At 73.5% G+C, this 23,723-nt stretch carries 27 protein-coding genes; 8 read left to right on the plus strand and 19 right to left on the minus strand.

All coding sequences use genetic code 11. From position 1 onward, the window contains the following. Positions 1–33: 33 nt before the first annotated feature. The 10 genes from ABEB12_RS41480 to ABEB12_RS41525 all read right to left on the minus strand — a co-directional run bounded on the left by ABEB12_RS41480 (position 34) and on the right by ABEB12_RS41525 (position 9,500). The gene (locus ABEB12_RS41480) at positions 34–2,769 is read right to left on the minus strand and encodes an FAD-dependent oxidoreductase (protein WP_185065784.1); all 2,736 of its coding nucleotides are present in this window, start codon (positions 2,767–2,769) and stop codon (positions 34–36) included. Further along, positions 2,766–3,173 carry an SCP-2 sterol transfer family protein gene (locus ABEB12_RS41485; RefSeq protein WP_185065785.1) on the minus strand — a complete coding sequence of 136 codons (408 nt, stop codon included), beginning with the start codon at positions 3,171–3,173 and terminating at the stop codon, positions 2,766–2,768. The genes ABEB12_RS41480 and ABEB12_RS41485 overlap by 4 nt, the downstream gene beginning before the upstream one ends. Beyond that, positions 3,166–4,209, minus strand: a complete 1,044-nt coding sequence (locus ABEB12_RS41490; protein ID WP_185065786.1) for a hypothetical protein — start codon at positions 4,207–4,209, stop codon at positions 3,166–3,168. The genes ABEB12_RS41485 and ABEB12_RS41490 overlap by 8 nt, the downstream gene beginning before the upstream one ends. After that, positions 4,197–4,463: a hypothetical protein gene (locus ABEB12_RS41495; RefSeq protein WP_185065787.1), complete on the minus strand. Its 267-nt coding sequence runs from the start codon at positions 4,461–4,463 to the stop codon at positions 4,197–4,199. Before ABEB12_RS41495 ends, ABEB12_RS41490 begins: the two co-directional genes overlap by 13 nt. Beyond that, positions 4,463–4,918 (minus strand): hypothetical protein, encoded by a 456-nt coding sequence (locus ABEB12_RS41500; RefSeq protein WP_185065788.1) that lies wholly within the window; start codon positions 4,916–4,918, stop codon positions 4,463–4,465. Before ABEB12_RS41500 ends, ABEB12_RS41495 begins: the two co-directional genes overlap by 1 nt. Beyond that, positions 4,915–6,105 (minus strand): polyprenyl synthetase family protein, encoded by a 1,191-nt coding sequence (locus ABEB12_RS41505; protein ID WP_185065789.1) that lies wholly within the window; start codon positions 6,103–6,105, stop codon positions 4,915–4,917. Before ABEB12_RS41505 ends, ABEB12_RS41500 begins: the two co-directional genes overlap by 4 nt. After that, positions 6,105–6,878 (minus strand): hypothetical protein, encoded by a 774-nt coding sequence (locus ABEB12_RS41510; protein ID WP_221498797.1) that lies wholly within the window; start codon positions 6,876–6,878, stop codon positions 6,105–6,107. Before ABEB12_RS41510 ends, ABEB12_RS41505 begins: the two co-directional genes overlap by 1 nt. Before the next feature lie 89 nt (positions 6,879–6,967). Continuing rightward, positions 6,968–7,639, minus strand: coding sequence for a cyclic nucleotide-binding domain-containing protein (locus tag ABEB12_RS41515; RefSeq protein WP_185065790.1), 672 nt, complete (start codon positions 7,637–7,639; stop codon positions 6,968–6,970). A 138-nt stretch (positions 7,640–7,777) separates the two neighbouring features. After that, entirely contained in the window at positions 7,778–8,587 is an 810-nt protein-coding gene (locus tag ABEB12_RS41520) for an NAD(P)H-dependent oxidoreductase (RefSeq protein WP_185065791.1), read from the minus strand. A 40-nt stretch (positions 8,588–8,627) separates the two neighbouring features. After that, complete coding sequence (locus tag ABEB12_RS41525) at positions 8,628–9,500, minus strand: SAM-dependent methyltransferase (protein ID WP_185065792.1); 873 nt, start codon at positions 9,498–9,500, stop codon at positions 8,628–8,630. A gap of 97 nt (positions 9,501–9,597) precedes the next feature. On the opposite strand from ABEB12_RS41525, the gene ABEB12_RS41530 reads away from it, so the two are divergent. After that, positions 9,598–10,152 (plus strand): TetR family transcriptional regulator, encoded by a 555-nt coding sequence (locus ABEB12_RS41530; RefSeq protein ID WP_185065793.1) that lies wholly within the window; start codon positions 9,598–9,600, stop codon positions 10,150–10,152. Between the two features lie 6 nt (positions 10,153–10,158). Here ABEB12_RS41530 and ABEB12_RS41535 read toward each other — a convergent pair whose 3' ends face one another. Further along, positions 10,159–10,752, minus strand: coding sequence for a TetR family transcriptional regulator (locus ABEB12_RS41535; RefSeq protein WP_185065794.1), 594 nt, complete (start codon positions 10,750–10,752; stop codon positions 10,159–10,161). 75 nt (positions 10,753–10,827) lie between these two features. Between ABEB12_RS41535 and ABEB12_RS41540 the strand changes: the two genes are divergently transcribed. Continuing rightward, positions 10,828–11,286, plus strand: a complete 459-nt coding sequence (locus ABEB12_RS41540; RefSeq protein WP_185065795.1) for a DUF3237 family protein — start codon at positions 10,828–10,830, stop codon at positions 11,284–11,286. A 26-nt stretch (positions 11,287–11,312) separates the two neighbouring features. On the opposite strand, the gene ABEB12_RS41545 is transcribed toward ABEB12_RS41540, so the two are convergent. Next, positions 11,313–12,674, minus strand: coding sequence for an amidohydrolase family protein (locus ABEB12_RS41545; protein ID WP_185065796.1), 1,362 nt, complete (start codon positions 12,672–12,674; stop codon positions 11,313–11,315). Positions 12,675–12,749: 75 nt separating this feature from the next. Between ABEB12_RS41545 and ABEB12_RS41550 the strand changes: the two genes are divergently transcribed. Further along, positions 12,750–13,355 (plus strand): TetR family transcriptional regulator, encoded by a 606-nt coding sequence (locus tag ABEB12_RS41550; RefSeq protein WP_185065797.1) that lies wholly within the window; start codon positions 12,750–12,752, stop codon positions 13,353–13,355. A 12-nt stretch (positions 13,356–13,367) separates the two neighbouring features. Here the strand turns inward: ABEB12_RS41550 and ABEB12_RS41555 are convergent, their stop codons facing one another. Further along, positions 13,368–13,658 carry a hypothetical protein gene (locus ABEB12_RS41555; RefSeq protein WP_185065798.1) on the minus strand — a complete coding sequence of 97 codons (291 nt, stop codon included), beginning with the start codon at positions 13,656–13,658 and terminating at the stop codon, positions 13,368–13,370. A 564-nt stretch (positions 13,659–14,222) separates the two neighbouring features. Here ABEB12_RS41555 and ABEB12_RS41560 point away from each other — a divergent pair. Then, complete coding sequence (locus ABEB12_RS41560) at positions 14,223–14,423, plus strand: DUF6400 family protein (protein ID WP_185065799.1); 201 nt, start codon at positions 14,223–14,225, stop codon at positions 14,421–14,423. Continuing rightward, on the plus strand, positions 14,416–14,664 hold the full coding sequence (locus ABEB12_RS41565) for a hypothetical protein (protein ID WP_185065800.1): 249 nt from the start codon (positions 14,416–14,418) through the stop codon (positions 14,662–14,664). The genes ABEB12_RS41560 and ABEB12_RS41565 overlap by 8 nt, the downstream gene beginning before the upstream one ends. On the opposite strand, the gene ABEB12_RS41570 is transcribed toward ABEB12_RS41565, so the two are convergent. Then, positions 14,631–15,473: an AraC family ligand binding domain-containing protein gene (locus tag ABEB12_RS41570; protein WP_221498799.1), complete on the minus strand. Its 843-nt coding sequence runs from the start codon at positions 15,471–15,473 to the stop codon at positions 14,631–14,633. The two genes, ABEB12_RS41565 and ABEB12_RS41570, sit on opposite strands and share 34 nt — an antisense overlap. A gap of 77 nt (positions 15,474–15,550) precedes the next feature. On the opposite strand from ABEB12_RS41570, the gene ABEB12_RS41575 reads away from it, so the two are divergent. Beyond that, positions 15,551–16,558 (plus strand): EamA family transporter, encoded by a 1,008-nt coding sequence (locus ABEB12_RS41575; RefSeq protein ID WP_185065801.1) that lies wholly within the window; start codon positions 15,551–15,553, stop codon positions 16,556–16,558. On the opposite strand, the gene ABEB12_RS41580 is transcribed toward ABEB12_RS41575, so the two are convergent. Further along, positions 16,461–18,140: a thiamine pyrophosphate-binding protein gene (locus tag ABEB12_RS41580; protein ID WP_185065802.1), complete on the minus strand. Its 1,680-nt coding sequence runs from the start codon at positions 18,138–18,140 to the stop codon at positions 16,461–16,463. The two genes, ABEB12_RS41575 and ABEB12_RS41580, sit on opposite strands and share 98 nt — an antisense overlap. Positions 18,141–18,164: 24 nt before the next feature. Continuing rightward, a complete protein-coding gene (locus tag ABEB12_RS41585) occupies positions 18,165–19,217 on the minus strand; it encodes a Glu/Leu/Phe/Val dehydrogenase (RefSeq protein WP_185065803.1) in 1,053 nt (350 codons plus the stop codon). 130 nt (positions 19,218–19,347) lie between these two features. On the opposite strand from ABEB12_RS41585, the gene ABEB12_RS41590 reads away from it, so the two are divergent. Then, a complete protein-coding gene (locus ABEB12_RS41590; RefSeq protein ID WP_185065804.1) occupies positions 19,348–19,821 on the plus strand; it encodes an AsnC family transcriptional regulator in 474 nt (157 codons plus the stop codon). A gap of 6 nt (positions 19,822–19,827) precedes the next feature. Here ABEB12_RS41590 and ABEB12_RS41595 read toward each other — a convergent pair whose 3' ends face one another. Further along, positions 19,828–20,757 carry an LLM class flavin-dependent oxidoreductase gene (locus ABEB12_RS41595; protein ID WP_185066197.1) on the minus strand — a complete coding sequence of 310 codons (930 nt, stop codon included), beginning with the start codon at positions 20,755–20,757 and terminating at the stop codon, positions 19,828–19,830. A gap of 70 nt (positions 20,758–20,827) precedes the next feature. After that, complete coding sequence (locus ABEB12_RS41600) at positions 20,828–21,709, minus strand: EamA family transporter (RefSeq protein WP_185065805.1); 882 nt, start codon at positions 21,707–21,709, stop codon at positions 20,828–20,830. A 68-nt stretch (positions 21,710–21,777) separates the two neighbouring features. Here ABEB12_RS41600 and ABEB12_RS41605 point away from each other — a divergent pair, with 68 nt between their 5' ends. Continuing rightward, on the plus strand, positions 21,778–22,692 hold the full coding sequence (locus ABEB12_RS41605; protein ID WP_185065806.1) for a LysR family transcriptional regulator: 915 nt from the start codon (positions 21,778–21,780) through the stop codon (positions 22,690–22,692). On the opposite strand, the gene ABEB12_RS41610 is transcribed toward ABEB12_RS41605, so the two are convergent. Next, on the minus strand, positions 22,679–23,698 hold the full coding sequence (locus ABEB12_RS41610; protein WP_185065807.1) for an amidohydrolase family protein: 1,020 nt from the start codon (positions 23,696–23,698) through the stop codon (positions 22,679–22,681). The genes ABEB12_RS41605 and ABEB12_RS41610 overlap by 14 nt on opposite strands. Positions 23,699–23,723: the final 25 nt, after the last annotated feature.

The raw sequence follows: 23,723 nt of genomic DNA on the forward strand, positions 1-23,723 counted from the left end.
ACCCCGGCCGGCGCCCGACATGTCCGCCGCGCGCTACCGGCCGAGGTCGTGAACCGGGCGGATCAGCTCGTAACCGGGGAGCGGCGGGATCGTCGGCCGTGGCGCCTCGTCCCCGTCCGGCGACGCACTCTCGGAAGGCGCGGGCACCGAGTAGAGGGATGCTGCCGAGGCCCGCGTGACGGGCGGTGAGGGCAGGCGGGCAGCGCGAAACGCCGACCCGGGGCGTCGCGCCGGAGTGCCCGTTGCCTCCGGCGCGGGCGGTGTCTCGCTGGCGGGCGGGTCACCGCAAGCGGTCGGGTCGGGCGGGTCAGGTGGGCTCGGTGGCGCGGTAGGGAATGTCGGGCTCGGCGGCGCGGTCGGGAATGTCGGGCTCGGCGGGCTCGGCGGCGTGGTCGCAGACGGCGGCGCGGCCGGGGGCGGCGGGGCGGGCCAGTGGGTGGCTTGCTCGAGGTACTGCCGCCAGGCTTGCAGGTAGGTGAGCAGATGGCTGGTGTAGTCCTCCGGCGATGGCAACGGCTGACCTCCGGTCGGCGGAACGGGCAGGGTGGGCAGGGTGGGCGCGGACAGCGCGGACAGGGCGGCCAGTGGGTGCGGCAGGCCGGCCAGGTAGCACTCGCCGTCCAGGTTCCGCGGGCCTCGGGCGTCCAGCGGCTCCCGGTCCTCCAGGTCGAACACGTAGCAGTAGTCGCCGGCGGGGGTGGGCTGGCGCACCGGGCCGGAGTAGCCCTGGTCCAGGAAGTCGAACGGGAACCGCCAGTCCAGCGCGGTGTCGTCCCGGGGGTCGGTGCCGCCGGACTCCACCCAGATGTAATGGTCCAGGAGCGCGTTGACCGCGTGGCGCGCCGATTCGCAGGCCGCCTCCATCGAGGTCATCCGGGTGAACGTCCTGGTCCAGGTGCCGGCGAGGACCACGGAGTTGTGGTGCATCGGGTAGCCGCCGTGCCCGGCCCGCCAGGTGTGTCGCCGTTCCAGGTCCTCCCGTCGGCGCTCCTCGGTGGGGCGGGTCATCCAGGACGTGCCGTTGGGGTTCCACGGCTCGCCCTCCGGGCGGTTGTCCCAGTCTCCGACCACGGGGACCAGGTAGGGCGCCTCGTTGCGCACCGGCCGGCCGTTCCCGTCGGGGTCGTCGGCCAGCACCAGGTACCGGTCCAGCGCGTACCAGGCCGGGGTCGGCAGCCGGGTCTCCGGCGGGCCGGCGGTGTTTCCGTCGGGCGCCGAACTGGGCGCCCGCCCCATGCCGGCTCCGCCGGCGAGGCCGCTGGTGAGGGCGTCGCTGATCTGCCGCCACACCTCGGCGGCCAGCTCGTCGGTGGTGCAGTCGCGGGCCGCCTTGCCGTTCACCCCGGACGGGGTGTTGAAGTCGCCGATGTCCACGGAGAGCACCGAGACGAAGCCGTCCCGGGCCAGCTCCGGGCGCTCCGCCCACATGGCCCGCTGGTTGATCGAGGACAGGTGCCACTCGGTCCCCGAGTAGTACACGTGCCCCCGGACCAGCTGGAACTCGGTGTCGAAGTAGAACTGGATGCCGGTCAGGGTCTGGAACCGGTCCCACGGCACGCGACCGGTTTCGGACATCGCGTAGGGGTCCCGCCGGCCCGCCGGCCGCTCGGCGGACGCCTGCAGCGGGCTTTTCGGCGGGGCCAGCGAGGTGGTGAACCCGTCGAGTCCGGCGACCGCGCCGCCGGTGCCGGCCCGGCGCAGGGTCCCGGTGATCCGCTCCGCGGTCGGCGCGTCCACCGCGACCACCAGGTAGTCCGGGGTGATCCGGGTGCCGTCGGCCAGCACGGCGGTCACCCGGGGCCGGCGGTGCGGCGGCAGGTTCCCGCCGGCCCGGGGCGGTTCCAGCTCCCGCACCTCGCCGGGCACGAACCGCACCCCGAGCGCGGTGAGGTGCCGGTACCAGTGGTCGAACCAGGCCTCGGTGGTCGGCCCGTCGAGCACCCCGTCGGCCTTGCCCTCGCCCCGGTCCAGGTGCAGCAGCAGCTGTAGGTAGGTGTTCAGGTTGGTGCGGGCGTCACCCCAGCGGGAGTCGAAGGCGGCCAGCACCTTCGGCATCTCCAGCATCAGCGCCTCGGTGGCCGGGGTGTAGGTGCAGCCGTCCGCCGTGAAGAAGTCGTAGGCGGACCGGTTCGCCAGCTCGGCCGCCCGCCGGGGCGGGGAGGTCGTCACGTAGCGCGCCAGCCGGCCGAGGAAGGTCTGCACGTCGGCCGGGGTGAACCCCAGCTCGCCGAGCTGCCCGGCGGTGGTGACCAGCTCGGCCGCGCTGCGCGGGGCGGCCCTCGAGAAGATCAACGACGGCTTGCCGGGCAGTGTCGTGGCCGCCGAGATGACCCGGCGCACGTTGTCCATCACGGTGCGCCCGGTCGGCCGCCAAACCGTCCGCCCGTCCCGGTCGGTGCCGGACGGCACGTAGCAGGGGATCTGCTGCAGCAGGTCCCAGATGTGCAGGTAGTAGGCGGGGAACAGGCGGAAGCCGTGCTCGCCGGCCACCGCCCGGCCCGGCGGCGTGGCGCCGGACCGGCCGGGGAACGGGCGCAGCCGGGCGCGCCCCCCGCCGGCGGTGGCGAACTGGGACGCCGCCAGGCCGCCGAGCTTGACCACCGGATGGTCGCCGCCGGTGCGCTCGTCGAGGCGGCGCTCGTACACGGTGACCTGGAAGCCCCGCTCGGCCAGCTCGTGCGCCGCGGTGAGCCCGGCGATGCCGGCGCCGAGCACGACCGCCCTCGGGCGGGGCCGCCGCGCCGCCGGGGTGGGTACGCCGCCGGTCATCGGGCACCCCGCAGCTCGTCCAGCAGGCCCGGTACCGAGGTGGCGCGGGCCGAGGCGTGGGCGTAGGCGAGCAGGGCGTGGTAGGCGCGCATCACGTCGTCCAGCGAACCCAGCACGGTGACCCGGTCCGACTCGACCGCCTCGGCCAGCGACAGCCGGGCGTCGAGGACGTCGAGGACGGCCGCGCGGGAGGTGACCACCCGGGCGCCGGCGGCGGGGTGAGCCCCGGTGACGACCCGCAGCCGCGTCCCCTCCGCGTGCACGGCGAAGGTCTCCCCGTCCACGGTCAGCTCGACCGTCAACCCACCCAGCTCCTCGAGCAGCCGCTGGTAACCGCCCGGGACCTGCTCGCGCAGGGACCCCACGGACCGCCGCAGCAGCTCGGCCACCCCCGGCTCAGCCATGGCACATCTCGAACACGCCGTCCCCGTCGCCGCCGATCTCCTCGCCCGCCAGTACCCCGCGCACCGTGGCCGGGCCGGCGGCTTCGCACAGCACGGCCGCCCGGTCCAGGTCGACCTCGCTCGGGTAGGCCACCCGGGCGAACGAACCCGGCTGGACCACCGCCGTCACCGAGTCACCCCGGCGCCTCGCGGTGACCTCCAACGACGCCGGCACATCCGCCGCCCCGCCGCCGAGCAACAGCCGCATCGGGGGCGGCAGCGTGCAGTCCGGCTCCCCACCCAGCAGCCCCGACCCGCGCACCCGCAGCTCGGCATCCCGGAACAGCAGCGGCGGCGCGTCCGGCCGGCACACGTACAGCGCCTGGGACAGCGTGCGCAGCCGGGACCGGTCGGTCATCCGCATGAACACCAGTGAGCAGGGCCGGTCGGGCCCGCCGCACAGCACCGAGCCCCACTCCCACCCGAAGTCGTCGCCCCAGCGGAAGCGGCCCCAGTTGTGGTCGTGATAGGCCGCCGCGGCGTCGAGCCGGTGCTCCCGGCCGCCGATCCGGAACCGGCCGGTGGCGCTCAGCCGGGGCACGAACAGCCAGTTCATCCGCCCCGAACCCGCCGGCTGGTTGGTGATCTGCACGTACCGGGGGTCCGTCGGGGCCAGCCACAGCTCCCCGTGGATGTCCCGGTCCGGGAGGTCGACCACCAGGTGGTAGCCGCCGGCGCCGACGGTCATCCGGTTCCGGCCGATGACCAGCGCGCCGAGGTCGGGGGAGACGTCCAACTCGGCCGGGTCGAACCGCTGGAGGACGCCGTCCCACCGCTGGTCCTCGGCCAGCACGATCACCCGGGGGATCAGCCGTCCGTCCGCGCCGGCGGTGAGGCTCAGGTTGACCAGCAGCCGCCAGCCGGCCTGGTGGACGAGGAAGTGGTACCACTCCTTGTAGCCGTCCGGCCGGGCGTTGGCCAGCAGCGGGGCCCGGACGAAGTCGCCCCGGGCCAGCCGAGGGGCCAGCGGGGGCGCGGTGCGGGTCACCGCAGCCACCGGACCAGTTCGGCGGGGCCGTCCGGGGGTGGGGCCGGCGCCGGTACCGGCGCCGCGGCCATGCCGCCGACCGCGTCGCCGAGGCTGACCAGGCCGAGCAGCACGTGCACCAGCTCGTCCGCCTCGGCCGTGCCTGACGGTCCGCCGGGTGGCCCGGCCAGGGCCCGGACCAGCTCGCCCAGCCCGGCCAGCCCGACCAGCAGGTGGTGGAAGTCGCTCTGCTCGGTCAGCGCCGGGCGGGGATCGGACAGCATCAGGCGAACCCCTCCGGCCGCAACCGGGCCAGCACGGCCTCGTCGACCTCGCCGCCCGCCACGATCTCGGCCAGCAGCTCGGCCCACGCGTCCGGCAACCCGCTGGCCGGGGCCGGGCCGTCCAGCACGTTCAGCGTGACCAGCTCCCAGATCCGCCGCAGGTGGTCGACCGCCGGCGCGCCGGCCAGCCGGTCCCGCAGCTCCGCCCCGGCCGGGGTGCCCGCGTAGCGCCGCCCCTGCTCGGCCAGCAGCCGGTAGAGGGCGCGCGCCGCCGACGGGTTGCCCAGCACCGCCCGGCGGGCCCCGGTGAGCAGCTCGTGCAGGGCCTCGGTTTCACCGTCCGGGGTGGGCAGCAGCTCGGGGGTGGCCCGCTCGAGCTGGTCGAGCACGGCGGCCCGGGTGCGCTCCAGCTCGACCAGCACTCCCACCAGGGCGGCCGGGTTCGGCGGGCTCATCGGGTGCGCTCGTGCACGAAGTCGACCAGTGCGCGCAGCACGTCCCGGTGCTGGCTGGGTGGGAACCAGGACAGCTCGTCCAGCACCGCCCCGGCCAGCTCGGCCTGCCGGGCGGCCACCGCGCGGGCGTGCTCCAGCGACCCCGAGCGCAGCATCAGCTCGTACAGCCAGCGGATGTCGTCGAGGGACTTCGGCCGCTCGGCGCCGGGGCGGGCCAGGTAGCCGGTGAGCTCGGCCCGGCCGGTCGGGGACAGCTCACCCCGGGCGATGAGCTCGTCCAACAGGGCGGCCAGCCCGCCGCCGGCATCGGGGCTCGGCCTCGGCCTACCCAGGATGTGCTCCGCCCGGCGCTGGTCCTCCGGCGGCGCGTTGCCCATGGCGTGCAGCAGCATCAGCGTTCGCTTGCCCTCCCACAGGTCGCCGCCGATCTCCTTGCCGTAGTCCTCCGGGTCGCCGCGCAGGTTGAGCAGGTCGTCGGTGATCTGGAAGGCGGCACCGAGGTGCCGGCCGAGCGACTCCAGGGGCGCCAGCCGGTCCTCCGGGGCGCCCGCCGCGACCGCGCCGACCCGCAGCGGGGTGATGAACGAGTACCAGCTGGTCTTGAGCTCCACCATGGCCAGGTAGTCGGCGTCGGTCAGCCGCCACACGTTGGACCGCACCCAGCCCAGCTCGATGGCCTGCCCCTCGACCGTCTGCCTGGTCATCCGGGCCACCACGCGCAGGATGCGCAGCGCCGGGCCGAGGCCCACCCGTTCCACGTTGTCCAGCAGCGGCTGCAGGGACAGCGACATCATCGCGTCGCCGACGTTCACCGCGATCGGGATGCCGTGGTCCACGTGCAGGGCGGCCCTTCCCCGGCGCAGCAGCGACTCGTCCTCGATGTCGTCGTGGATGAGGAACGCGTTGTGGTACAGCTCCAGCGTGGCGGCGGTGGGCAGCACGGCCGCGAGCCGGCCGCCCAGGCCCAGGCAGGTGGCGATGCTCAGCGCCGGCCGCAGCGCCTTCCCGCCCCGCATGGGGTAGTCCAGGATGAGGTCGTGCAGGCCGGCCCGGCTGGGTCCGTCGAGCCGGCACAGCCGCTGGATCTCCTCGTCGCAGGCGGCCTGGCAGTCCCCGAGGTACTCCTCCAGCACTGTGTCTCCCGCACGCGCCTGACTGGGCGCGTGCTCGGCAAGTGCGTTCCGCACTAGGACTCCTGGAGCAGGAGGATGCCCCTGGTGTCCTTGACGCGGGTGGCGTACCGGATGCGGACGCCCAGCTCGAGCTCGCCTTGGCGATTCACCCCGACGACCTCGAGGCTGGGCTGGACGCTCACCGCGAGGTCAACCGGTTCCTCGCCGGGGGAGGGGTCGGCCGCACCCTGACGCCGGCCCAGCAGCAGCGCGCCCAGTTTGTCCGCCGCCGGGCCGAGCCGGGAGCTGCGGCGCAACGTTCCGATGCCCGCGGCCCGCAGCACCCCTTCTCCGACGAAGACGCCTTGCTCGAAACCGTGAACGGCCTTGTAGTAGGCGGTGTTGGCGATCAGCGAGGAGGGAGCCCGGTAGCCGTTGTCCTCCACCGCGCACCGGGCGTCGATCAGCGGCGGGAGCAGTTCCGACCCCGCCAGGCCGGAGAGGTCGCCGCCGGCGGTCGCCCTCGCGGTGAGCTCCCCGAGCACCTCCTCGTCGAAGTCGCCGGCCAGCTCCACCGTGCGGTCGATCACCAGGGCGAGCAGGGCATCCGGTGTGTCGGCGTTCGCCTGGGCGTGCGCGATGGTGAACGACTGATAGTGCGGTTTCAGCTCGATCGGATCCTCCGCCCCGCCGGGGCGCAGGAGATCGGGCGGGACGTACGACTGCCCCCGGTCGCCGGTGTCCCAGTGCGGGATCGACTGCCAGGCGACGCTGGTCTGCTCGAAGGTACTCAGAACGACCTGGTCGGCGGTCGCGATGCGTTCGGCGGTGAGGGACAACGCGGGCATCCTTCCGGCATGACGTGCACCACGAGATCCGGTCCCGCCCATCCTGCTGGCGGTGTTGCTGTGCTCGCAAGAGACCAGTGGGGCGGCAGTCAACCGCCGACGAACCGGCGCAGCGCCTCGGCGTCCCGCAACTCGATCTCCCCGGGCCGCACGGTGATCCACCCCCGCCGCTGGAAGTCCTGCAGCGCGGCGTTGAGGCTCTGCCGGGATGCGCCGATGGCCGCCGCCATGTCGGCCTGGGTCAGCCGCGCGGCCGGGCGGCCCTCCCCGTTGACGCGGGTGAGCACGAACTTCGCCACCCGGCGCGGGATGTCCAGGAACGCCAGATCCGCGGCCGACCCGGTGAGCCGCCGGATCAGCGAGGCGAGCGCGTCCAGCAACGCCCGGCTGAGTGCGGTGGAGTGGGCCGCCACGGCCAGGATGGTCTCCCGGGGAACGCGCAGCACGGTCGCGTCGCTGAGCGCGCTGACCGAGGCCGACCGGGCGCCGCCGTCCACCACGGAAAGCTCGCCGACCGACTGGTACCGTTCGATCACCGTCAACAGCAGCTCGCCGCCCTCGGCGTTCGGGCTGAACGCCTTGAGGCTGCCGGACACCACGACCAGCAACGAGTCGCCGGCGTCGCCCTCGGAGAACAGCAGCTGGCCCCGCCGGTAGCGGCGCAACTGGGCGGCCTCGGCCAGCCGCAGCAGGTCGGCGGGCGGGACGCCGCGCAGCAGCGGGCAGCCGGCGAGGAACTCGGCCCGGGCATCCGCATCCACTGTCCGCTCCCGAGCCGCCCGGATTGCCTTTGGGTCGGCAATCCTAGAAGACCTCGACTGGTCGGGGCCAGGGGCCACCTCAGCGAGGCCGGTCGACGGCAGTGCCGATCGTCACCGGGAAGCCCGGGGAACCGATGGTCAGTCCGTGATGTGGACGCCGATCCCGGTCTCGCCGGGCCGGTGGTCGGGGCGGAGGACCAGTTCGGCGTCGTAGTCGCCGCCGTTCTGCGTGCGGTAGGCGATGGGTGGGGTGTGCGGGATCGCCAGCACCCGCTCGCACAGCTCGTCGGCCGCGTCGGCGAACTGCCGGTCGCTGAGCCGGTCGGCGCCGTACACCGCCACCGGCGGCAGCACGGTCATCCCGGTGTACCAGAGCGTGCCGTGCAGCAGCGGGAACAGCACCTGGTCCAGCTGGCCGTTGACGCCCCGGGGGCCGAGCGCCGGGCCGGGGCTGCCGGAGGTCATCACGGTCAGCGCGCGCTTGTCGGCGAGCAGGCCCTCGCCGTAGCGCAGCGTGCGCCCGGGGTGATCCGGGTCCCGCACGCCGTAGGCGAAGCCCTTCACGAAAACCCGGTCGAACCACCCCTTGAGGATCGCCGGCATGCCGTACCACCACAGCGGGAACTGCACCACCAGCGTGTCCGCCCAGGCCAGTTTCTCGTGCTCGGCGCGGATGTCCGGGCTGAGCGTGCCGTCCCGGTAGGCGCGCCGCGCGTCGGTGCCGACGATCAGGCGTTCCTCGGGCCGGCACTCGTCGTAGCTGGTCTCGGGGCCGCCGGGACCGGGCACGAAGTCCTCCCGGTCCACGGTCGGCTTCCAGTTCATCGCGTACAGGTCCGACTCCCGGCAGGAGTGGCCCGCCCCGGTCAGCGCCTTGATGCCCCGGTCGCGCAGGGAACCGCCGAGGGAGCGTGGTTCGGGATGGGCGAACAGCCACAGCACGTTCACCGGATTGATCTACCCACCCGGCCGCCCGGCCAATCCCGGGTCAAGTCCAGGCCTCCATGAACTGGAACAGCGGGCAGCCGGGGGAGCGGTCGTCCAGTGCGGGCGGGGGCGTGCGCCCGTGGCGCGCCGCCAGCTTGACCGCGTCCACGGCGTGCGCGTGCAGCCCGCGTCGGTTGAACCAACCGATCGGGTCGGCGGTGCTGAACCGCGTCGGCGACCCGTTGTCGTCCAGGTTGCGGCGCCCCTCGCTGAACGGTCCGCCGGTGTGTACCCCGGGAAGCGCGAGGTCGGCGAGCACCGGGGAACCGGGCGGCGACAGCCGGGCCAACCTTTCCGTCAGCTGGGCGGCCTGCTCGGGGAGCAGGTACATCAACACGCCCTCGAGCACCCACACGGTCGGGGTGGCCGGGCGGAACCCGGCGGCGGTGAGTTCCCGCTCCCAGCGCCCGGTCAGGTCGGCCGGCACCCAGGTGGCGGATCCGAGTTCACCGAGCACGTACCGGGCGAACGCCACCACCCCGGGCTGGTCCAGCAGGAACACGCTCGTCCCGCCGGGCCACGGCAGCCGGAACGCGCGGGTGTCCAGTCCGGCACCGAGGAGCACCACCTGAACGGCGCCGGCGGCCGGCTCGCCGGCCTCGGCGCGGATGCGGTCGTCCAGCCAGCGGGTACGCAGCGCGACGTAGCCGTCCAGCGCCGGTACCAGCTGGCCGAGCGTGACGCCCTCGGCCAGCCAGGGAGCGCCGCCGGCTTTCGCGGCCGCCGCGACCAGCCGGTCCGCCCATGGATCGTCGAAGAGCCGGTCGGGCCGCCGCGACTCCGCCGCGCGCTCCTGGGCCATCGCGGCGGCCGTGAGCGCGACTCCCGGGGGCAGGGCGGGTGCCCCGGTGTCGGGCCGATCATCGTCGTGCATGGCTTCCCCTCGCTTTCCGTCCTGGTGAGTAAATATAAGGGCAGCCTAACTTATTTGTGAAGAGCTTTCACTAAACTGGTCGGCTATGGTCCGTGCGATGGAGGAGGCGCCGGGTGGGGCACCGCGACGCGGCCGGCCGCCGGTGCTCGACCGTGACCGGCTGATCACGGTGGCCGCCGGGATGGACCCCCGCGCATTGACCATGACCGGCGTGGCCCGGGAGCTCGGCGTGGCGACCTCGGCGCTCTATCGCTGGGTCTCCGACCGGGAGGCCCTGCTCGACCTGGTCAGCTCGACCATGCTGGACCGGATCCTGCCCGGTCAGGAGCCCACCGCGAGCAGCTGGCGGGCCTGGCTGACCACCTGGGCGCACAACGTCCGCCGCGAGTTCGGCGCCGTGCCGGGCTTCGCCGCCCGCGTGCTCACCGGACCGCACCGGGACCCGGCGCACGGGCGTCTGGAGGCCGCCGGCGTCCACGCCTTCACCGCGGCGGGCCACCCGCCGGACCGCGCCCGGCAGTGCTGGTACGCGTTCGCCGTCGCCGTGGTCGGCTGGGTGGCCGTCGAGCACGGCCATGACGATCCGGCCGGCGAGCCGAGGGACTTCGACGCCCTGCTGGAGATCCTGCTCCGGGGTACCGCGCCGGGCTGAGTGGCGTCACCCGATGCCGAGTGACAGCTGGAGCTGGCGGGTCCACCAGTGGACGTGCGCCTCGGGGTCCTCGGCCTGGTCGTCGGTGAGCCCGGCGCTGCGCCGGAACGCGCTCCCGTAGAGGGCCTCGGTAGCCATCGCCTGGTGCAGGGCGGCGACCGCGTGCCGGGTGTCGTCGACGGGGCTGCCCGGCGGCCGGAGCTTGTGCAGGGCGTCCACCACTGGGTCGAGCATGCCGCCGCCCGGGTCGCGCCACCCCGCCGCGTGCAGCGCCACCGCGAGCTCGCCGTAGCCGCGCCGGTACAGGAGCTCGAGGGACTCGACCAGCTCGAGCAGGTCGGCGCCGCGCTCCAGCCAGCCGTCGAGGACGTCCCGGAGCGCGGCGCGCACCTGGCGCCCGCCGCGTCGCAGCAACTCGGCGAGCAGGTTCTCCCGGTTGCCGAAGTGGTGGGTGACGCCGGCGTCGGTCATGCCGACCCGGGCGGCCACCGCGCGCACCTGCACGGCGCCGACGCCCGCGTCGGCCAGCAGTGAGGCGGCCGCGTCGAGGATCAGCCGGCGGGCCTCGTCGGGGGTCCTTCGCGCTCTCGCTGTGGTCACGGTCGTCACTCTACCTTGACATGCCAAGGTAGCTCGCCGAGACTTACCTTGATTGCTCAAGGTAGAGGAGATGGTATGACAACACCGCAAACGCCCACCCGTCCCGAACTGGCGACCGAGTTCGTGCCCCTGGCCCGGGGCGTCTGGCACCTGGCCGAGTACCTGACCATTCCGGAGACGCCGGCCGGCACCCGGGTGATCGTCGAGATCACCCAGGGGCGGCTGGAGGGTGACCGGTTCCGGGCCTCGATCAAGGGCGCGGCCAGCGCCGACTGGTTGACCATCGGACCGGGCGGCATCGGGACCGTGGACTTCCGGGGCACCCTGGAGACCGACGACGGAGCCCTGGTCTACCTGTACGGGCCCGGCCGCTGCGACCTGTCCGGCGGCATGGGCCGGCAGTCGCCGCTCTACGGCGGCGCGCTGTTCGAGACCGCCGACGAGCGGTACCGGTGGCTCAACGGCATCGCCGCCGCGTGGAAGGGCGTGGTCGTGGACGGAGTGCTCTACGACGAGTACTTCGAGCTGCGTTAGAACCTGCCGCCGGAAACGCCGACGGGTCAGGGCCGCGCCGGGGTCGGCGCGGTCACCAGTGGCCGGAGGGGGAGGGCGTCCCGGTCCACCCGGCGTCCGTCCTGGTAAACGTCCACCACGGTGCCTAGCGCGGCGACGTCCTCGAGCGGGTCGTCCCGGAGCACCACCAGGTCGGCCCGCCGGCCCGCCATGATGCTGCCCAGCTCCTCCTGCTTGCCGTAAGCCCGGGCCACCGCGCTGGTGCTGGCCGCGATGGCTTCCGTCGGCGTCATGCCCTTCTCGGTGATTCCCCTGGCCCACGCGACATGGTCGGTACCCAGCGTCCACGGGCGCTCGGGGTCGCCGTCCTCGCCGGCGTCGGCCAGCACGTCGCGGGGCGTGCAGCCGGCGTCGGTGCCCAGCATCACCGGTACGCCGGCCTCGAGGATGAGCTTCTCGTTGGCGGCGTGCACGCCCCCGCCGTACATGGCCCAGAACGAGTCCGACGCCTCCAGGCGGCCCTGGTACCCGGATGTCACGGTCTGGAGGCCGGCGGTGCAGCCCACCAGCTCGTGTGGGATGGGCCGCTGGCTGGTTATCGAGGCGTGGATCAGCACGTTCGTGCCGATGTCCAGCGCCGAGCGCAGGCCTTCGACGGACATGGTGTGGGAGAGCAGCGGCAGCCCGGCGGCGTGGGTCTCCTCCGCGATCACCCGCAGCACCCGTTCGGAGAACATCAGGTAGCTGCGCTCGAAGCCCCAGATGCCGGTCAGGTGGTCGGTGACGCCGACCTTGACCATGTCCACGCCGCGCGCGAGGTAGTCCCGGATGACCGGGCGCACCTCGCGGGCCGGGAGCAGGCTCAGGTGCGGGCCGACCCCCGCCTCGAACAGCCGGTTCATCCGGCCGGCGAACGTCGGGCTGATGACCCGGCTGGCCGCGAGATGGAAGTCCGCGCCGAACGGGCCGCCGAAGCCGACGATGTTCCCGGCGGCGAAGACGCGCGCCCCCGGAACCGCGCCCGCCGCGATCCGGTCCCGGGCCGCGAGCACCGGCCCGGTGGCGTTCCAGGTGTCGAACACCGTGGTGACGCCGGCCTTCAGCGCGACCTGTGCCGACTCCTCGATCACCTGGGTCAGCCGGCCCTCATGGCGGGCGAGGTACTCCACCCCGCCGACGCCCATCATCATGATCCCGTCGAGCAGGTGGACGTTGCCGTTCACGAAGCCCGGTACGACGTACCGGCCCCGCAGGTCGATGACGTGGGCGCCCGGGGGGACCGGGGTCCGGTCGCCCGTTCCGACCGCCGAGAAACGTTGCTCCTCGACCACGATCGTCCCGTCGCGCAGCGGCGGCCCGCCGAGTCCGTCGATGACCGTGGCGTGCACGAACGCTGTGGTAGTTGGCATGGGGGCAAAGTAGACGAACCATCTGGTTACCGCAACCACTTGGATCGTCTATCTGTCGCCGCCTAGGATGTCCCGGTGCCTGCCACCCGCGTCGATGGCCGTTCGCTGCGCTATCGGCACCGCCGCGCCGAACTGCTCGAGGCCCTGACCGACTACCTGGTGGACGAGGGCCTGCGCGAGTTCTCGCTGCGCCGGGCCGCGGTCTCGCTCGGTGTCACCCACGCGACGCTGCTCCGACACTTCCGGTCCAAGGACGACCTGCTGGCCGAGGTGATCGACAACCTGCGCGTCAGCCTGCTGGCCCGGCTGGAGGCGGACCCCGAACTCCGCTCCGCGCGGTCGACCCGCCGGTTCATGCTCAGCGCGTGGCGGCTGCTCGACAATCCGCGCGGCCGCCGGGAGTTCCTGCTGCTCTTCGCCGCCATCGGCGAGGTGTCACCGCGTGCGGTGGTCTCGGAGACCTTCGCCAAGGCGGCCGTCCAGGACTGGCTGGGGCCGATCGAGCGGAGCCTGGTCCGCGACGGCTGGCCCGAGGAGCAGGCGCCGGTCATGGCAACCGCGGCGCTGAGCCTGATCCGGGGTTTGCAGCTGGACGAGGTGGTCACCGGCGACCGCGAACGCTCCTACCGAGCCTTCACCCTCGCGGTGGACCGCCTGCTCGACGACCGCGCTCGTTCGTGACGAGTTGGTACGTCACCGGTCGGCGCACCGCGCGCGGTGGTGGTGGCGCGCCGCGTGACCGCGGTGCCGGTGGTGCGACCGGGCATGCCGGGGCCGGTGTCGGTGCCGCCGGGCGTGCCAGTGCCGGTGCCGCGCCGCTCGATGGGTCAGCACGGGCACGGGCCTCGGGTGCGGTGTGGCGTGCGCCGGCGGGCCGGAGGCCTGTGCGCCCGCCGTGCCCGCCGCCTGACGGGGCGCCGCGCCCTCGGCCACCGGCGGGCTGGCGACGACCGCCTGGCCGGTCGCGGTGCGAGCGCCCGTCACCGCCGGCAGGGCCTGCGCCGCACCCGCATGCGGGCGGGCGAAGGGGAGTGCCGCTAGCAGAATCGCGATCAACGCGAGAACAAGGGCACCCGCCCGCAACGAAGAAAAGCGCAAAGCTGACCCTCCGTCAGACAAGAGATCGGCTATCTCGATCAGCAGGTTGAACGGCAGGCTGGACGGGCGGCAACGTAACTGATAGAGGGTCCACCCGGTCCGGGGATTGTTCAGCGAGCGGGCGGATCCACCGGAACGCCGGGTTTGCGGTGGTCGCCGGGCAGGCCAGACCGATCGCCCGGACAAAACGGCACCCGTCGTCGCCTGAGAGCCGTCCCCACGGTTGATTCGGTCACTTTGGCAGGGCGATTCGGTCGGTTGTGTACACGGAGCGACCCGCGTCGGGTTGCCCTGGCGGGCAGAGTCGCAACCACACGGCCCAAAGTGACTGAACCACCCTGCCAAAGTGACTGAATCGGGCTGCTGGAGTGACTGAATCGGGGGGTGGTGGGGCGATGATGGTTGTCACAGTGGGTGGATGTGGATCGGGGGCGCACGGTACCTGCGTATATGGCCATGGAGTATGTGCTCGACCTGACCGCCCACGAACAGCTGCGGCTGGCCGCCGTGTACGCGGCGACCCCCGACTTCGACCCGGGCGTGGCGTTGGCCGAGGAGACCGAGGCGCACCGGATGCTCTACAGCGATCTCGACGCCGAGCAGCAGGCCACCTACCAGCTGCTCGTGGACGCGGGAGTGCTCGGTGCGTGACGCACGGGCCGACGTCTGCCAGCGGGCCTGGACGGCCTGCCCGGACTGCGCCGACCAGCGCGGCTGCCGTGCCTGCGCCTCGGGCCGCAGCTGCGAGTCGCACTGGCGGTTCCTGCTCGCCGCCGAGGGCCGGCGCCTGTTCCTGCAGTGCCGGGCCTGTCTGCACCGGTGGTGGCACGACACCGAGTTCGGCGCGGGTGACCGCCCCTACGCCGTGGACCGGGTGGCCGAGTTCCAGTAGGTGGCCGGGGTGATGCCGTAGACCCGGCCGAACCAGCGGGTGAGGTGCGCCTGGTCGGCGAACCCGGTGGCCGCGGCGGTGTCCGCGATGGTCATGCCCGCGCCGAGCAGTGCCCGCGCGTGGCGCAGCCGCAGCTGCCGCTGGTAGTCGCTCGGGGCCATACCGAACTCGGCGTGGAACGCCCGGAACAGGCTGAACCGGCTGCAGCCCACGGCCAGGGCGAGCCGGTCGACCGGCATCGGCTCGAGGTAGGCCTCCGCCAGCAGCGCCCGGGCCCGGTGCGCGAGGTCGTGCGAGGCGGCGCCGGACGGGGCGCGGGTGCTTGCGCTACGGGTGGCCGCGCGCCGGGACAGCGCGAGCACGGCCTCGGTCAGCCGCTCCTGCCGCACCAGCGGGTCCGCGCCCCGGGTGAGCGCGTCGCACAGGCGGGTCAGGGTCCGGGCCAGCAGCGGGTCGGCCAGCACCGGCCGCGCGAACAGCGGTGCCGCCGCCGGCCGGCGGTCGTTCGCGTCGACCAGGACTTCGTCCACCACCGACGGATGGATGTGCACGATGCGGTAGTGGTAGCCCAGCTCGGCGGCCGCGCGGCCGTCGTGCGCCTCGTCCGGGTTGAACGCCATCACCATGCCGGCGTTGCTGGTGTACGTGGCGCCGCGGCACTGGAAGGTCTGCGCGCCCGCGTCGGTGACGCCGAACGAGTACGCCTCGTGGCTGTGCCGGGGGTACACGTGGTCACGGAACCGGGCTCGCATGACCTCGAGCCCCTGGTCGTCCCGCCAGTAGCTGGCCCGGCCGCGTCGGGTGGTCACGCCGTCGAGTATGCCTCGCCGAGTGCGCCGCACCGCCGTTCAAGACGCGACCGGGACACCGGTGTCAGGGTGCGGCCATGGAGGGCAACCGGACCGCGCAGGCCCAGGCCTACCTGGGTCTCTCGCTCACGATGCTGATGTGGGGCAGCGCCTTCGCCAGTTCCAAGGCGGTGGTCGAGCAGGTGCCGCCGGCGGTGGCCGCGCTGTTGCGGTTCGGCGGTGGCGCGTTGGCGCTGGTGTGCGCGGTGGCCGTGTTCGGGAAGCCGGCGGCGCCGGTTCCGTTCCGGATGCGGGCCCGGGCCTGCCTGGCCGGGGTGCTGGGCGTGTTCGCCTACAACGGGTTCTTCTTCTGGGGGCTCTCGCTGGCCCCCTCGCTCGACGGCGGCATCCTCATCCCGGTGCTCAGCCCGGTGCTGACCAGTCTGTTCGTGCTGCTGGCCGGCCGTGAGCGGGCGTCGGCGGCGCGGTTGGCCGGCCTCGCCCTGGGCCTGGCCGGAGCGGCGGTGTTCTTCGTCGGCGCGGGCGGCGGGGCCACCCCGGCCAGCTCGACCCGGCTGGCCGGCGACGTGTGCTACCTGCTCGCCGCGCTGTGCTGGTCCGGCTACACGCTGCTCGCCCCCCGGGTGTTGGCCGGCGTCGACCCGCTGCGGGCCACCACCTACGCGACCGTCACCGGCGCGGCGCTGCTGGCCCTGCTCGCGGCGCCGGACCTGGCCCACGTGCCCTGGGCGCGGCTGTCCACCGGGCTCTGGCTGAACGTCGCCTACCTGGCGGTCGGCGCCGCCGCGCTGGCCAACCTGCTCTACTACCGGGCGGTGGCCTCGGTGGGGCCGGCCTCGGCGTCGCTGATGATGTTCACGGTGCCCGCGGTCAGCACGCTCTGCGCCTTCGTGCTGCTCGGCGAGACCTTCCACCCGCTGCAGGTCGTCGGCGCCGCCGTGCTGCTGGCCGGTGCCCTCCTGGTCATCACCCGGGCCCGCCGGGAGGTCAGCCCCGGCCGGCCGCCGCGTTCGCCTCGCCGAGTCCTCGGGCGATCTCGGCCAGCAGCCGGGGCGCGTTCAGCGGCGGCAGGACGACCTCGATGAACGCGGCGCGGTGTGGGTCGGCGGCGTTCTCCAGGGCACTCCGCAGCTCGCGGGGGGTGTGCACGGTGGAAGTCTCGACCTTCGGCGCGCCCAGGGCGGCGGGGATCCGGGTCCAGTCCCAGGGGGTGATGTCCTGGTACGCGGCCTCCGGGCTCTGGATGAGGCGTTCCACGGTGTAGCCGTTGTTGTTCAGCAGGAGGATCACCGGCCGGATGCCGTGGGCATCGATGGTGCCGAGCTCCTGGATGGTGAGCTGGGCGGACCCGTCGCCGATGATCAGCACCGGGCGGCGGTTCGGCTGGGCCAGCGCGGCGCCGAGGGTGGCCGGCAGGGTGTAGCCGATCGACCCCCACACCGGCTGCCCGAGCAGGTCGGACTCGGGGGACAGGCGCAGGTCGAGCGCCCCGTAGTAGGCGGTTCCGGCCTCTGCGACCACGGTGGTGGCCGGCGGGATCCAGGCCTGCAGCTCGGCCCACAGCCCCGCGTGGTCCAGGGGGTCGTCCAGCTCCCCGGCGGGTGCGGCGACCGCGCCGGCCGGGGTGACGGCCTCGGCGTCCGGGAAGGCGTGCCGCTCGACCAGCTCCGCGAGTACCGGCAGGGAGTCCTCCAGGCGCACGCCGGGGTAGATCGCCCGGCCGATGCGCGCGTGGTCGATGGCCAGCTCGACGGCGGTGGCCGGGTCGTAGCGGTGGGTGAAGAAGCCGGTGGTGAAGTCGCTCTGCACGGTGCCGACCATGACCAGCGCCGAGGCCTGGTCCACCGCGTCGCGGGTGCTCGGGGACTGGGTGGTCGCGCCGGTGTAGGTGCCGAGGCTGGCCGGGTGGTCCTCGTCCAGCATCGCCTTGGCCCCCGGCTGGGTGGCCAGCCGTACGCCGGGCAGCGCGGCCAGGCCGGCGACCACGGGCTCGAGGCCCCGCCGGTGCACCCGGTGGCCGGCGAGCAGGCAGATCCCGGTCTCCCGGCCGAGCCGGGCCTCGAGGGCGGCGCGGAACTCCTCCACCGCCGTGGGCTCGCTCTCCGAGCTCCGCAACGGCTGCCGCAGCGCGTCGGCCGGCACGGCGGCGCGGGCGACGTCGAGGGGAACCCCCAGGTAGACGGGTTTGCTGGTGTCCAAGGCGACGCGCAGCACCCGGTCGATCTCGTCGGCGGCGGTGTGCGGCTCGAGGATCGCCTGCGCGGCGGTGACCTCGCGGGACATCCGCTGGAACCGGCCGAAGTCGCCGTCCAAGAAGGTGTGGTGGATCGGTGCGCCGGCCTGGATGGCCGCCCGGGAGGGCATGCCCGCGATGTGCACCACGGGCACGTCCTCGGCGTAGCTGCCGGCGATGCCGTTGAGCGCGGACAGCTCGCCCACGCCGTAGGTGGTGACCAGGGCGGCCGGCCGCCGGCCGGTGCGGGCGTACCCGTCGGCGGCGTAGGCGGCGTTCAGCTCGTTGGCCGTGCCGGTCCAGCGGATGCCGTCGACGGTGAGCATCTCGTCGAGCAGGTTCAGGTTGTAGTCGCCCGGCAGCCCGAACAGGTGGTGGGCGCCGAGCTGGGCCAGCCGGGTCGCCAGGTAGGCGCCGACGGTAGTCTCGGTCATGGTGTGGCTCCTGTGCTCGTGGGTTCAGCTCGTGGGGAAGGCGGGCCGGTCGGCGCGGTTCGCGGCGAGCTTGGCCCTGGCCAGCTCGACGGCCACCGTGACCACGTCTTTTCCGGTTTCGGCCGCGCGCCGCAGGATGGTTGTGGTGGTGTCGCCGATGGCGTCGACCCGGGCCGCCAGGGTGCTGAAGTCGTCCCGGATCTCGGCCTCGCACTCCATGACCCCGCCGGCGTTGGCCACGAAGTCCGGCACGTGCGCGATGCCGCGCGCGGCCAGCGCGCCGGCCAGCTCGGGAGCGGCGAGCAGGTTGTTGGCCGCGCCGACGACCAGCCGCGCCTTCAGCTGGTCGACCACGGCCTCGGTGATCACTCCGCCCGCCGCGCAGGGGCAGACCACCTCGACGTCGGCCCGGAGCAGGTCCCGCCCGTCGACCGCCTCGGCGCCCAGCTCGCCGGCGGCGGCGCGCGCCCGGTCGGCCGCGATGTCGGCGACCAGCAGCCGGGCGCCCTCGGCGTGCAGCATCCGGGCCACGTGCCGGCCGACGTTCCCGAGTCCCTGAACCGCCACCCGCACCCCGTCCAGCCGGTCGGTCCCCAGCCAGGCCAGGGCGGCGCGCATGGCGCTGACCACGCCGCGAGCCGTGGACGCCGAGGGGTCCGACCGGCTGGACACGACCGGTGCCCACCGGCCGATCAGCTCCATGTCCTCGGCGGTGGTGCCCATGTCGACCCCGGGGATGTACCGGCCGCCGAGCGAGGCCACGTAGCGGGCGTGCGCCGGCAGCAGCCGCGCCTTGTTCTCCGGCGTGGGGTCGGCGTTGATCACGCTCTTGCCGCCGCCCAGGGCCAGCCCGGCCAGCGCAGACTTGTAGGTCATCGCCTCGGCCAGGTCCAGCGCGTCCCGCACCGCGGCCTCGTGGTCGGGGTAGGACCGCATGCGCACGCCCCCCAGCGACGGCCCCATCGTGGTGTCGTGCACCGCGATCACCGAGCGCAGCCCGGCGCCGGGGTCGCGACAGAGCACGAGCTGTTCGAAATCGCGCTGCTCGAGCGCGGCGGGGACGTCGAGGTGCGACATTGCTGGCCTCCTGGTCGGCGTTGCCGGGCGTACCGACGAGCACACTCGCGTGGCCCGCGGCGGGCAAGATAGTTGTCCGAAACTGCCCATCCAGACGCAAATACTTTCGCTGTATGGGTAGATTTGGTTAATGACATTGCGCGACGAGCGCCTTTCTGGCCCCCCGGAGCTGGACGACCTGGATCGCCGGCTGGTCGAGCTGTTGGTCGAGGACGGCCGCCGCACCTTCGCCGAGCTGGGCCGCATCGTGGGGCTTTCCGTTCCCGCGGCGAAGCGCCGGGTGGACCGGCTCTGCGAGCTCGGGGTGATCACCGGGTTCACCGCCCGGGTGGACTACGCCCGCCTGGGCTGGGGCATCGAGGCGTTCACCGAGGTCCGCTACACCGGGACCACCGACATCGAGACGATCACCCGGGAGGCCACCTCGGTGCCCGAGGTCCAGGCGGTCTACACGATCGCCGGCGATCCCGACGCGCTGTTCCGGGTGCGGGTGCGGGACATCCCGCACTTCCAGCGGGTCATCGACTCGCTGCGCCGCTCCCGCCGGGTCACCGGCACCAAGACCCTGATGGTGATCAGCGCCTGGCACCGCGGCGCCTCCTGACGCGGGTCAGCCGGTCCAGGCGGACGCGACCTCGATCAGGCTCAGCTCGTTGGCGTGCACCCGTTCCTGGTCGACGCCGAAGTGCGGTGGGTAGAGCAGCGCCCAGTCGACCACGCCGGCGTAGCGGCTCAGCTGCACGGCGACGTCCTCCGGCGTGCCGAACACGGCCCGGTCGCCGGCCATCGCGTCCCCGGCGGCGACCACCCCGGACAGGTCACCCCGGGCGAGGGCCTCCCGCGCGGCGACCCGTTCGGCGGCGAACACCCCGCCGGGGAAGAGCGCGTCGTAGCCCTTGGGGGTGGCGTAGAAGCCCACCTGGGCGGCGGCGTCCCGGCGGGCGAGGCGCCGGTCGGTGCTCGCCGAGGCCACGATCTGCGTGGTCATCCGCTGGCCGGCGGCGTCCCGGCCCGCGCGGGCGGCGCCCTGGGCCAGCAACGGGCGGGCGATGTCACGCAAATAGCCGGCGGAGGCGATGGTGTGCCCGACGAACCCGTCCGCGCACTCGCCGACGGCGCGGACCATGTGCTCGCCCACGCCCGCGGCCAGGATGGTCAGGTTGTCCGGCAGCGCGGTGCGGTCGTAGTGCGCCAGCGCGAGGCGGTCGAACCGGCCCTCGTGGTGGAACGGTCCCTCGCGGTGCGCGATCAGCCGCCGGATCAGGTCGATCCGTTCCCGCACCCGCGGGGCGGGGTTGGTCAGTGCGGCGCCGTACCAGTCCTGGTTCATCCGGCGGGTGCTGCTGCCCACGCCCAGCACGAACCGGCCCCCGGCGATCGCCTGGACGTCGGAGGCGGCCGCCGCGAGCGCCAGTGGCGAGCGGGCGAACAACGGCGTGACGCTGGTGCCCACGATCGCGTTCTCGGACGCGGCCGCGAACGCCGAGGCGCGAGTCAGGCTGCTGCGGTTGTAGTAGTCGATGGTCCAGAGTGAGTGCACGCCGGCCCGGCCGCGCGCACGATGCGCAGCGCGTCGGCCGGGTTCTCGTCCATGACCACGAGCCCGATCTTCATGCTGGGACGGTACCCACCCGGGACGTGACGAGCACGGCGATCGTGTTCGCGGTGACCACCAGCGCGATCCCCAACCAGTCCAGGGTGACCAGCGCCTCGCCGAGCACCACGGCGCCGATGCCGGCCGCGAGAACCGGGTTGGCGCTCATGAGAATGCCGAAGAAATGGGCCGGGACCCGGCGCAACGCCAGCAGATCGACCGCGAACGGCACGGCCGAGGAGAGCAGGCCCGCCGCCGAGGCGCAGGCGAGGGCGGCCGGCGTCGGAGGGTGGGCGAGGAGGACGACCAGTCCGATCGGCAGGTACCCGAGCGCGGAAACCGCACCGGCGGCCGCCGTTCCCTCCAGGCCGGGTACCCGCTGCCCGACCGTGCGGTTGAGCAGGATGTAGCACGCCCAGCAGGCGGCGGCGAGCAGGGCCAGGCCGATGCCGATGCCGTCGCTGGACGGCTGTGGCCTGGTCAGCAGCACGACACCGGCCGCGGCGAGCGCCGCGCACCCCAGGGTGGCGCGGTTGCGCGCGCCCAGGACGACGACCGCGAGCGGTCCGAGGAACTCCAGCGTGACCGCCAGGCCGAGCCCGATGCGGTCGACGGCCGTGTAGAGCGAGAGGTTCATCGTGGCGAAGACCGCGGCCAGCGCCAGCACCGGCCACCACTGGCGCCGGGTGAAGGCTCGCAACCGGGGCCGGCCGAGGACCAGCAGGGCGACGCCGGCCACCCACTGGCGCACGACCACCACGCCGACCGGGCCGATGGCGTCGAAGGCCAGCGCGCCCACGGCCGCACCGGTCTGGTTGGACAGGGCGCCACCGAGGAGCAGCGCGATGCCCTTGGCGCGGCCCGGTGCTTGCTCCCGTAGCTGGGTCTCGGTGTCCATACGGCCAGAATGAGTACCGGCCAGTGATCCGCAAAATGCATTGATTGGTTCATTGATACGTTTGACGCATGGATGTGGAGCTGCGGCATCTCCGCTGTCTGGTGGCGATCGCCGACGCGGGCGGGTTCACCGACGCCGCCGTGCGGCTCGGGGTCACGCAGCCGTCGGTGTCCCGCGCGCTCGCCGCGCTGGAGGACGCGCTCGGGGTCCGGGTGCTGCGCCGCACCAGTCGTGAGGTGGTGCTGACCTCGGCGGGGGAGCGGGTGCTGGCCCGGGCCCGCCGGGTGCTCGCCGAGGTCGACGATCTGGTCGGTGAGGCGCGCAGTGGCCACACCCGGCTGCGGCTCGGCCACGCCTGGGCCGCGCTGGGCGAGCACACCGTCGAGCTGCAACGGCGCTGGGCCGCGTCGCACCCGGACGTGTCGCTGCACCTGGTGCGCACCAACACCCCGTCCGGCGGACTGGCCGAGGGTGCCTGCGACGTCGCGGTGGTGCGGTCCCCCTCCGGGGCCGACCGGCTCGACCCCGCCCGCTTCGACGGGGCCGTCGTCGGGCTGGAGGCCCGCTACTGCGCGCTCGCCGCGGACGATCCCCTGGCCCGGCGCCGGCAACTGCGCGTCACCGACCTGAGCGACCGGGTTCTCGCCATCGACCGGCGCACCGGCACCACCGGCGTCGACCTCTGGCCCGCCGGCGCCCGCCCGGAGGTGGAGGAGATCCACGACGTGGACGACTGGCTGGCCGTCATCGCCAGCGGCCGCTGCGTCGGGGTCACCGCCGAGGGCACGCTCACCCAGTACCGGCGCCAGGGCGTGGTCTTCCGCCCGCTGCGTGACGCCCCACCGGTGCCGGTGCGGCTGGTGTGGTGGCGCGACGACCCGCACCCGGCCACCGCCGACTTGGTCGGCCTGCTCGCCCACCTCTATCGCACCGGTGCCACCCGCCGCCGGACGAAGGCATCGCGGGACACTAGGACAACTTGATGCCCAGGAGCTGCCCGGCGTTGCCGTTGGCGATCTTGCGGCGGTCCTTCTCGCTGATCGGGGTCGTCTCGATCCACTTTGCCGCGGTCGCGGTGTCGGCGAACGGGTAGTCGACCGAGAACATGATGTTGTCGGCGCCGACCGTGAGGATCGCGTTGATCAACGCCTGATCGGAGAAGTTGCCGCTGGTGGTGACCAGGATGTTGTCGGCGAAGTACTCCGGGAGGGTCTTCTCGATGTGCTTGCCGATCGGGTTCAGGTTGAAGTTGTACTGGGTGCGCCAGAGCTGGGCGGGCAGGCCTTCGCCGAGGTGCCCGACGATCAGCCGCAGGCCGGGATGCCGGTCGAACAGCCCGCTGAAGATCAGCCGCAGCACGTGGGTGGCCGCCTCGGTGCCGAACCCCCAGGCGGTGCCGCGCAGCTGCGGGTGGCCGGCGTAGGGGGCGTGGGTGGCGGGCAGGCTCGGCCGGGGGTGCAGGTAGACCGGGACGCCCAGCTCGACGGCCGCCGCCCAGAACTGCTCGTACACCGGTTCGTCCAGGTAGCGACCGTGTTCGGCGTCGTCGACGTTGGTGTAGCCGTTGATGAGCGCACCCTTGAACCCCAGCTCGCCCACCGCCCGGCCCAGCTCGGCGGCGGCCGGCTCGGGGTCCTGCATGGGCAGCGCGGCGAAGCCGGAGAAGCGGGTGGGGTGGCGGGCGATCTGCTCGGCCAGGAAGTCGTTCTGCCGGCGGGCCTCGGTGACCGCGCGGCCGGTGTCGACGATCGCCTGGACGCCCGGGGCGGCGAGGGAAAGGACGGCGTGGTCGATGCCGTGCTCGTCCATCGCGGCCAGCCGGCGCTCGTCGAAGTCCGCCAGGCGGAGCGTCGCGTCGCGGTACCACTCCGCCGCTTCGGGGCCGGACGCCGCGGCCAGCTGGCGCAGCTGCTCGCCGTTGGCGAGGTAGTCCCGCACGTCGTCCGGATGCTTGTAGGCCTCTTCCAGCGCGATCTTGGCAAGATTCACGAGAGGTAAGGCAACCCTTAGTACG

Origin of the sequence: Actinospineispora eucalypti (assembly GCF_039543365.1) — a bacterium.
GTDB classification, from domain to species: Bacteria; Actinomycetota; Actinomycetes; order Mycobacteriales; family Pseudonocardiaceae; genus Pseudonocardia; species Pseudonocardia eucalypti.

Bases quoted from the DNA above. Each gene is read 5' to 3' on its own strand.
- ABEB12_RS41480 (WP_185065784.1), bottom strand. From the start codon at position 2,769: ATGACCGGCGGCGTACCCACCCCGGCGGCGCGGCGGCCCCGCCCGAGG.
- ABEB12_RS41485 (WP_185065785.1), bottom strand. From the start codon at position 3,173: ATGGCTGAGCCGGGGGTGGCCGAGCTGCTGCGGCGGTCCGTGGGGTCC.
- ABEB12_RS41495 (WP_185065787.1), bottom strand. From the start codon at position 4,463: ATGCTGTCCGATCCCCGCCCGGCGCTGACCGAGCAGAGCGACTTCCAC.
- ABEB12_RS41500 (WP_185065788.1), bottom strand. From the start codon at position 4,918: ATGAGCCCGCCGAACCCGGCCGCCCTGGTGGGAGTGCTGGTCGAGCTG.
- ABEB12_RS41510 (WP_221498797.1), bottom strand. From the start codon at position 6,878: ATGCCCGCGTTGTCCCTCACCGCCGAACGCATCGCGACCGCCGACCAG.
- ABEB12_RS41525 (WP_185065792.1), bottom strand. From the start codon at position 9,500: ATGCACGACGATGATCGGCCCGACACCGGGGCACCCGCCCTGCCCCCG.
- ABEB12_RS41530 (WP_185065793.1), top strand. From the start codon at position 9,598: ATGGAGGAGGCGCCGGGTGGGGCACCGCGACGCGGCCGGCCGCCGGTG.
- ABEB12_RS41540 (WP_185065795.1), top strand. From the start codon at position 10,828: ATGACAACACCGCAAACGCCCACCCGTCCCGAACTGGCGACCGAGTTC.
- ABEB12_RS41545 (WP_185065796.1), bottom strand. From the start codon at position 12,674: ATGCCAACTACCACAGCGTTCGTGCACGCCACGGTCATCGACGGACTC.
- ABEB12_RS41560 (WP_185065799.1), top strand. From the start codon at position 14,223: ATGGCCATGGAGTATGTGCTCGACCTGACCGCCCACGAACAGCTGCGG.
- ABEB12_RS41575 (WP_185065801.1), top strand. From the start codon at position 15,551: ATGGAGGGCAACCGGACCGCGCAGGCCCAGGCCTACCTGGGTCTCTCG.
- ABEB12_RS41580 (WP_185065802.1), bottom strand. From the start codon at position 18,140: ATGACCGAGACTACCGTCGGCGCCTACCTGGCGACCCGGCTGGCCCAG.
- ABEB12_RS41585 (WP_185065803.1), bottom strand. From the start codon at position 19,217: ATGTCGCACCTCGACGTCCCCGCCGCGCTCGAGCAGCGCGATTTCGAA.
- ABEB12_RS41590 (WP_185065804.1), top strand. From the start codon at position 19,348: ATGACATTGCGCGACGAGCGCCTTTCTGGCCCCCCGGAGCTGGACGAC.
- ABEB12_RS41600 (WP_185065805.1), bottom strand. From the start codon at position 21,709: ATGGACACCGAGACCCAGCTACGGGAGCAAGCACCGGGCCGCGCCAAG.
- ABEB12_RS41605 (WP_185065806.1), top strand. From the start codon at position 21,778: ATGGATGTGGAGCTGCGGCATCTCCGCTGTCTGGTGGCGATCGCCGAC.